At 61.3% G+C, this 6,000-nt stretch carries 7 protein-coding genes (1 of these 7 cut by a window edge); 3 read left to right on the plus strand and 4 right to left on the minus strand.

Translation table 11 applies throughout. The annotated features are described in order from the left end of the window. Positions 1–106: 106 nt before the first annotated feature. Positions 107–331, minus strand: coding sequence for an alpha/beta fold hydrolase (locus tag EHF33_RS02500; protein ID WP_124867586.1), 225 nt, complete (start codon positions 329–331; stop codon positions 107–109). Positions 332–367: 36 nt separating this feature from the next. Here EHF33_RS02500 and EHF33_RS02505 point away from each other — a divergent pair, with 36 nt between their 5' ends. After that, positions 368–2,416 carry a molybdopterin-dependent oxidoreductase gene (locus EHF33_RS02505; RefSeq protein WP_124867589.1) on the plus strand — a complete coding sequence of 683 codons (2,049 nt, stop codon included), beginning with the start codon at positions 368–370 and terminating at the stop codon, positions 2,414–2,416. 14 nt (positions 2,417–2,430) lie between these two features. Here the strand turns inward: EHF33_RS02505 and thrB are convergent, their stop codons facing one another. Together thrB and thrC are read right to left on the minus strand one after the other, a co-directional pair. Beyond that, complete coding sequence (gene thrB, locus EHF33_RS02510) at positions 2,431–3,342, minus strand: homoserine kinase (protein WP_241191221.1); 912 nt, start codon at positions 3,340–3,342, stop codon at positions 2,431–2,433. A gap of 23 nt (positions 3,343–3,365) precedes the next feature. Next, the gene (thrC, locus tag EHF33_RS02515; protein WP_124867593.1) at positions 3,366–4,409 is read right to left on the minus strand and encodes a threonine synthase; all 1,044 of its coding nucleotides are present in this window, start codon (positions 4,407–4,409) and stop codon (positions 3,366–3,368) included. Between the two features lie 396 nt (positions 4,410–4,805). Here thrC and EHF33_RS02520 point away from each other — a divergent pair, with 396 nt between their 5' ends. Both EHF33_RS02520 and rpmB read left to right on the plus strand, forming a co-directional pair. Then, positions 4,806–5,075, plus strand: a complete 270-nt coding sequence (locus EHF33_RS02520) for a GlsB/YeaQ/YmgE family stress response membrane protein (protein WP_124872736.1) — start codon at positions 4,806–4,808, stop codon at positions 5,073–5,075. Positions 5,076–5,231: 156 nt separating this feature from the next. Next, positions 5,232–5,453 (plus strand): 50S ribosomal protein L28, encoded by a 222-nt coding sequence (rpmB, locus tag EHF33_RS02525; protein ID WP_124867595.1) that lies wholly within the window; start codon positions 5,232–5,234, stop codon positions 5,451–5,453. 74 nt (positions 5,454–5,527) lie between these two features. Here rpmB and lspA read toward each other — a convergent pair whose 3' ends face one another. After that, positions 5,528–6,000: the 3' portion of a signal peptidase II gene (lspA, locus tag EHF33_RS02530; protein ID WP_124867597.1), read on the minus strand. Its footprint extends 64 nt past the window's final position; only the last 473 of its 537 coding nucleotides appear in the window; its start codon lies off the right edge, out of view; its stop codon occupies positions 5,528–5,530.

Raw genomic sequence — 6,000 nt, forward strand, 5'->3', positions numbered from 1 at the left:
CAGCTCCAGGAGCCGCTCCGGTTCCTCTAGGTTGGGCAGGTGGCCTGAGTGCTCCAGCACTTCCAACCGTGCTTCCGGAACCAGCTTGGCGATTTGAGCGTGCCCATCACGCCCAGCGCATCATCGATGTGGTCTTGGAGCATGACCCGTGGGCCTGTTTGTCCGAGCGCCCACGTCCCCGATTGTCCAGGGCGATCACTTTAAACGACTCACTCAGCCGCTGTACTTCCGATTGCAGCGCCGTGAGGTTGCTCATCAGGCCGTGCAGCGTCAGGAGGGGCCTGCCTTTGCCGATGCGCTGACCATTCAAATGGACGTCACCAATCTGCATCAGCCAGTTGAGGTCGCAGCGCCGTAGACTTTTTGCATGACCACTTCTTCCTCGGCGGCTGCCCTCTCCCGCCAAGTGCTGCTGACCTGCCCGCTGGACTGCCCCGATGCTTGCCGCCTCAAAGTGACGATTGAGCGCGGCCCGGACGGCATAGAGAAAGCCACCAAAGTCACTGGCGACCCCGACCACCCGATCACGCGTGGTTTTGCCTGCGCCAAAACGGTGCATTATCCAGCCCGCCAAAACCATCCTGAGCGCCCCCTTTACCCTATGAAACGGATCGGCGGCGAGTTGGTGCGAATCAGTTGGGAGCAGGCCCTAGACGAAATCGCCGCCCACCTGAGGGAAGTCTTGGCGCGGCGCGGCCCCGACGCCGTTTTGCGCTATCACTACGCCGGAACGATGGGCCTGATGGAAGGCCATCACGTTCATTCGTTCTTCCGCGCCCTCGGAGCGCCGGAATTAGACGAAACCATTTGCTCCAGCGCCGGAACCGAAGCCTGGCGGCTGGGGTACGGCACCCGCTACGCCGTGCCGCTGGAGGACGTGCCGCACGCCAAAACCATCGTGCTGTGGGGCATCAACAGCTTATCTACCCACAGCCATCTGACGCCCTTTATGACCCAGGCCCGCAAAAACGGCGCACAAATCATCCACATCGACCCCTACCTTAACAAAACGGGCCGCTACGCCGATGTCCATTTGAAAGTGCGCCCCGGCAGCGACACGGCCTTGGCTCTGGGGGTGGCCCGCGAAATCATTGAGCAGGGTTGGACGGACGAAAGCTACCTCCGAGACGCCGCACAGGGCTTTGAAGAATTCCGCGCCGAAGCCGAGCAGTGGACGCTGGAACGCACCGCCGAAACCACTGGCCTGAGCACGAGCCAGATCGCTGATTTGGCCCGCGCCATCGGTCAAAGCGGCCCGACTTATATCCGTGTCGGCTACGGCATGACCCGCCACGAGGGAGGTGGCACGGCTCTGCGGGCCGTCACGTTGCTGCCCGCGCTCACGGGCGACTGGCGGCGCAGGGGAGGCGGCTGCGCCCTCAGCGCGTCGGGGGCTTTTCACCTCAACCGCTCACAGCTCGGCGCGGCGCACCTGATCAAGCCTGAGGTGAGGCACGTCAACATGAACGAGTTGGCGGACGCGCTGGAACCTGCCGGTGGAGTTGAAGCCGCCTTCATTTACAACTGCAATCCGGCGGTGGTCGCTCCCGATTCTGGGCGGGTGATCGCCGGTTTGCAGCGCCCCCACCTCAAAGTGATCGTGCTGGAGCAGGCCATGACCGAGACGGCCCAGCTCGCCGATTATGTCTTGCCTGCCACCACCTTCATGGAACACCCTGACATCTACACCAGTTACGGCCACACCTGGCTCGGCTACAACCCCGCCGAACTCGCAGCGCCTGGCGAAGCGCGGCCCAACTCGTGGGTCTTTCAGGAGCTGGGCAAGCGGCTAGGCCTCACCGAGCCGTCTCTCTTCTGGACGGTGGACGACCTGCTGGACGAGGTGCTCAGCACCGATCACCCCTTCCTGAACGGTGTCACGCCTGAAGCGCTCAAAGTCGCCGGAACATTGCCGCTCAATATCACTGAAGACTGGCTTCCGTATGGACACGGCGCACCCACCCCCAGCGGCAAGGTGATGTTCACGCCGGTTCCCAGCTACCGCCCCAGCACCGCCCCCCTCAGCGACGAGTATCCCCTGCGCCTCCTCACCCCACCAGCCCACCACTTCCTCAACAGCACCTACGGAATGCTCGGCAACCTGACCAAAGCCGAGGGCACCGAGCCGCACATCTTTGTCCACCCAACCGACGCGGGTCAGCTCATGCACGGCGGCTTGGCCCGCATCATCAGCGAAACGGGAGAAACGGTGCGGCGGGTGCGCGTCACCGACGAAACGCAAGCGGGCGTCGCCGTCGTGGAAGGCAGTTGGTGGGGCCTCAGCGCTCCCGACGGTCAAAGCATCAACGCCGTGACTGCCCAGACGCTGACCGATCTGGGCGGAGGAAGCACCTTTCACGGCACTCGAGTGCGTTTGGAAGCCGTGAGCGACAAGTCAGCCGCGCAAGCGTTGTGAATTTAGGTCGCCGTTCAGAGCGTTCTGATCAGTGTTCCTTGCGTGTCAATCGGCAAATCCAGAATCTGCCCCTCTAGTCCGTTGCGCTTCATCACGCTGCTCAAAAAGGCGTGGAGCGGGTGGGTTTCGTGGCGCGTGTCATGGAAGCACAGCACCGTCGGCCCCGCGCCAGACAGGGCCGCGCCGAGTGCGCCGTGTTTGTGGGCCTCTTCCAAAATGTCGCTGAGGCCCGGCACCAGAGGCGCTCGCCAGATCTGGTGGATGTAATCCTGCATGGCGTGTTGCAGCAAATCCAGCCTCCCCGTCGCCAGCGCCGCTGCCAACAGCGCCGAGTGCGAGAGGGCGTGAACCGCGTCGGCCCTCGAATACTCGTTGGGCAGCACGGCGCGGGCCTTGGCGGTGCTGAGTTCAAAGTCGGGAATCAGCACTGTCACGCCGAGGTGGGCAGGCGGGTCGAGCCGGATATGGTGGGTGCCGAGCTTGTCCAGCGTGGCCACCACGATTCCGCCGTAGAGCGCCGGAGCCACGTTGTCGGCGTGGCCTTCCTCGCGGGCCGCCACGTCCAGCAGGGTAGCGTCGTCCAGAGGCCTTCCCAGCAATTCATTGGCCGCCACGATGCCCGCCACCAGGGCCGCCGCGCTGGAACCCAAGCCGCGTGCCAGCGGCACTTCGGTTTCAATTTCTACCCGCGCTGGCGGCAACGTCATCCCCGCCCGCTTGGCCGTCAGCAGCATGGCCCTGTACACGTAGTTGCTCTCGTCGGCGGGCGTACCTTCCAAGTCGGGGCCGAGCGGCACGACCTCGGTGCGGGTCTGCGGCGTCACGCGTAAGGTGGTATAAAGCGGCACGCTCAGCCCCAAGCTGTCAAAACCGGGGCCGAGATTGGCGCTGCTGGCTGGAGAGCGCACTTCAAAAGCAGCAGGCAATACCGCAGGAAATAAACCGGGCATTAGCGCAGCGCCGAAAGCACCGAGTCCAAGTCGGCCTTGGCCTGCACTGGCTCCACATTCACGGCTTGCAGGGCGATGTTGGGGTCTTTGAGGCCGTTGCCGGTCAGCACCGCCACCACTTGCGCTCCGGCTGGGAGTTTGCCCGCCGCGTGCAGTTTCATGAGACCAGCGACCGGCGCGGCGCTGGCCGGTTCACAAAACACGCCGTCCCGCGCGATTTTGCGGTAAGCCTCCAAAATCTCGTCGTCCGTCACCATGTCGAACAGCCCCGCACTTTCGTTGACGGCTTGCCGGGCAAGGATGGCGCTGGCAGGCGCACCGATGCGGATGGCGGTGGCCAGCGTTTCGGGTTCGTCCACCCGTGCCAGGCCGCGTGCCAAAGGAGCGGCCCCCGCCGCCTGAATGCCCCACATCCTCGGTAGCGTGTCTATCTTGCCGTGCGAGCGGTACTCCCGGAAGCCCTTCCAGTAAGCGCTGATGTTGCCCGCGTTGCCCACCGGCAAGCACAAGATGTCCGGCGCTTTGCCGAGGGTGTCGACCACTTCAAAGGCGGCTGTCTTCTGGCCTTCTAAGCGGTAAGGGTTGACGCTGTTGACCAGCGCTATGCCCTCGCTCACCGCAATCTCGCGCACCAAATCCAGCGCTTTGTCAAAGTTACCGTCGATGGCGATGATCTTCGCGCCGTACATCACCGCCTGTGCCAGCTTGCCCAGCGAAATGCGACCGTCGGGAATCAGCACGTAGCACTTCATGTCCATGCGGGCGGCGTAGGCGGCGGCGGCGGCGGAGGTGTTGCCAGTGGAAGCGCAAATCACACTGGTCGCGCCGTCCTCGGCCGCTTTGGCGACGGCCATCACCATGCCCCGGTCTTTGAAAGAGCCGGTCGGGTTGAGGCCTTCAAATTTGAAGTGCAGCTCGATGCCCAGCTCGCGGCTGAGCTTGGGGGAGTGGATCAGCGGTGTACCGCCTTCGTGCAAACTCAGGGCGGGGGTTTTGTCAGTTACAGGTAAAAAACTGCGGTAAGCATCAATAATTCCGGGCATGGTTCCTCCGTCTTTGCACGTTCTTTTCTGTCCAACTTTGAATTTTGGGCCAAAGCCTGTACTCAGCGGCAGCGCTTCTTATGCTACACGGGCGCTTTGCCTCAGGGCAGCCCAAGTCTAGGTCAAGACAAGCCGACATAAAGGCGCTGGCTGGCACCTGCGCCTCCGTGACCTCAAGGTTTCGTCAGCTTGGAACGACTTTTTGCTCACCGCTTTCATCCAGCTTGACGCAGCACTTAACCGACCTTCAAGCAGCCTTCAAAAGGTACGCCCGATTACACTGCCTCATTTGTCCCAGCCTCATTCTCAGTTCACAACGAATCTCGGCAAGTTTGCAAATCAGCAAGCCGAAACAGTTTACTCGTTGGCAACAACGTTTAAGGAGGCGGGAATATGATCGGATGGATTGTGACTATTATAGTCGGTGCGATATGCGGATGGTTGGCAAGCATGATTATGAACACCAACGCTCAGCAGGGCGCAGTGGCTAATATTTTAATCGGTATCGTCGGGGCTTTGTTGGCGCAGTGGATCTTCGCCGGTCTGCTTAATATCGGCGGCGCAAACGCAGCGGGCGGCGGCTTTAACTTCTTGAGCATTCTTTGGGGCGTACTCGGTTCGGTCATCTTGATCGCCATCCTCAAAGCCGTCAAAGTTCTGAAGTAACCCTCTCATTCTTCCCAGTCCCGGCCTCTGTGCCGGGCTTTTTCTTTGAGGGCTTCTGTGCGGGCCTCTACTCCCTCTTTTCCTTTGGCCCGCCTGCGTGCTACACTTTCAAGGCTTGCCTGCCGAAGGGCTAAGGCTAAACAAGGAGCTTTTACTATGTCTAGAGTATGTGAACTGTGCGGTAAGGGGCCGATTGTCGTCAACTCGGTGATCCGCCGTGGTAAGGCGCGGGCAGCGGGCGGCGTAGGCCGCAAAGTGACCGGCGTCAGCAAAACCCGCCAACTCCCCAACCTCCAAAGTGCCATCATCACCAAAGGCGGCGTGGGCGTGCGCTTGCGCGTCTGCACCAAATGCCTCAGAAACGCCTACGCCGCGTAAAGTTGTTCTCCAAAAACTGGCCTTCCCAGATGCATGTCTGAGAAGGCCAGTTTCTTTTGGTTTTTGCTGTTGTGTCAGGCTGTTTTACGCAGGCTTAGCAGCACCAGCAAAACAGTGCCGCCCACCACGCAAGAGTCGGCGATATTAAAAATCGGAAACTCGCCGGCGTTTACTGCCTTGGTCACGGCGCTCAGTGCGGGCGAGTAGATCATGTCGGTGACTTTGCCAAACCGGAGGCCGTCAATAGCGTTGCCGATTGCGCCCGCCGCAATCATCGCCATCACAGCGCTGAGCGCAGCGGGCTGTGGGCGGCGAAACAGATAAATCAAGATCCCCAGTCCGACCAGCAGTCTGCCGAGTGCCAGCGGCAGCGCCGAACCTGAAAATAAACTCCAAGCCGCGCCGGTATTGAAAGTCAGCCACCAACCGATCACGCCTGGAATAAAGGGCACCACTGGAGCGCCCTCTTTCAAATTGGTCAGCGCCCAAGTTTTAAGCAGTTGGTCGGCGATCAGCAGCACAACTGTGATGAGAGCTGGCCCCCAAA

The organism is Deinococcus psychrotolerans, from assembly GCF_003860465.1.
GTDB lineage: Bacteria > Deinococcota > Deinococci > Deinococcales > Deinococcaceae > Deinococcus > Deinococcus psychrotolerans.